The organism is Bradyrhizobium sp. CCBAU 45394 (genome assembly GCF_028128655.1).
GTDB lineage: Bacteria > Pseudomonadota > Alphaproteobacteria > Rhizobiales > Xanthobacteraceae > Bradyrhizobium > Bradyrhizobium diazoefficiens.
Genome location: NZ_LBIX01000082.1, coordinates 1 through 1,860, shown reverse-complemented (window position 1 = coordinate 1,860; position 1,860 = coordinate 1). Strand labels below are relative to the sequence as shown.

Here is a 1,860-nt window from a genome sequence, read left to right as displayed (position 1 = left end):
ATCAAACCGGACGTGCGGTTTTCCCGCATCCGGCTTTCCGACAGGTTTCGTCACAAGGCGCACGTCGGCGACACTTTGCGCACGCGGTTCAGCACAAGTACGCCAGGGTTCCCATAGATCTGATCAGAGAACCGTCTGACGCCACGTCCTGGCGTCTTATGTCGTCTGCGCAGAAAGGCGAGCACGCGGTCAAAGACGTGTCGATCAACGGCCTGATGAGCCGTAGCAAGCGAGCCATAGCTGAAGTAAGCGGACCAGCCGCGCAGAAGGCGGTTCAGTCGTGCTTGTACTTCGGGCCAAGCGCCCTTGTTGCCCGGCGTCAGCAATTCGCTGACCTTCCTCTTGATCCGCAGCACGCTTTTCTTCGACGGAGCCGCGCCAAGATACCACCGCCCCCCATTGCGGAAGTGGCGGGGTCCGAGCGTGTACCCAAGGAAGTCAAAGCTTTCCAATCGGGCATTCTTCACCGAGGTTTTAGTCTCGTTGAGTGTCAGCCCAAGCTTGGTCATCACCGCTTTCGTCCACGTCAATGCGTCTTCCGCGTGGCCGCGGCTGAGAATGACGAAGTCGTCGGCATAGGAGATAATCTGGCCATGGAATGCTTCACGCCGACCGCTGAGACGCCAATGCTTCAGGAACCGGTTCATGTAGATGACGGAGAGCAGCGGACTGATGACACCGCCCTGTGGCGTGCCACACTTGTTGCTCTTACCGCCGCTCATGCGCCGTTTCCCGTTGCTATCCCGCTCCTCGACCGGTACTCGCAGCCATAACTTAATCAGCCGCAGCACATTCCGGTCGACGATGCGTCGGGCCACCGATTTGAGGAGGTCCGAGTGCGGTATCGTGTCGAAGTATTTCGACAAATCGGCGTCAACAACATCTGTGTAGCCCCGGCACATAAGCCGGTGCACTTCCTTGACGGCATCGCCCGCGCTGCGGCGCGGGCGATATCCATAAGCTCCGTCCTCAAAATCCGCCTCGAAGATCGGTTCCAGCACGATCTTTGCAGCAGCTTGGACGACCCGGTCCCGGATTGTTGGGATACCGAGCGGACGTTCGCCGCCGCCGGGCTTCGGGATCATCACCCGCCGCACCGGATCGGGCCGATAGGTCTTCGTGACGAGTTCATCGCGCAGGCCAGCCAACCATGCTTCGAGTCCCGACGCGTCGATCTGTTCGAAAGTTATTCCGTCCACTCCCGGCGCACCCGCGTTGGCGCGGGCCAGCTTGTAGGCATGGCTCAGAATGTCCTCGCGGCAGATCTTGTCGTACAGCACATAGAAGCGGAAGGCAGGCTCCGCCTTCGCTTTGCAATAAAGCTTTCTCTGAAGGCTCCTGATCTTATCGGGCGTTTCAAGGCTCATCGCCAATCTACCCTTTCCCTCGCCATCTTCAAAAGCGCACCTGAAGTCAGGGTCCTTTCCTCCGCCGGAATTACCCGGTTTCATCGGTACCTTTGACCCTGTCCGACTCCCGTCCGGTCCATCGACTACTCAATGCTGAAGGCGCGACCTTCGACCAAGACGGGTCTCCCCCGATTACCCGTACTACCTTTCCAACGTGCCGTGCCCATTACCCCGGTGAACCAGACAGGTGCGTGCGTCGATTGCTTCCCTGTCCGCACGGCCTTCCCCGCCATACGATCGGATCGGCATTCACATCGTAACTTTCGAGGCGTGCTCAGGCTTCACTCACGTTACGGCCCGCTGGATTGCTCGGCCGCCTAAAGCGACCTTTGTCACGAGGCTTCGATCCGTCCGATTGCTCGTCCAAACCGCTCGTCAGCTACCAGATCAATCGACAACTCTCTGGGTGGATCCTTCCTCCACTGGTAATACGCGCCGTCGGGGCGCACCG

Annotated in this window: 1 protein-coding gene; it reads right to left on the bottom strand. The window is 59.3% G+C overall.

Translation table 11 applies throughout. From position 1 onward, the window contains the following. Positions 1–50 precede the first annotated feature (50 nt). A complete protein-coding gene (ltrA, locus tag WN73_RS11840) occupies positions 51–1,367 on the bottom strand; it encodes a group II intron reverse transcriptase/maturase (RefSeq protein ID WP_271552898.1) in 1,317 nt (438 codons plus the stop codon). Between the last annotated feature and the right edge of the window lie 493 nt (positions 1,368–1,860).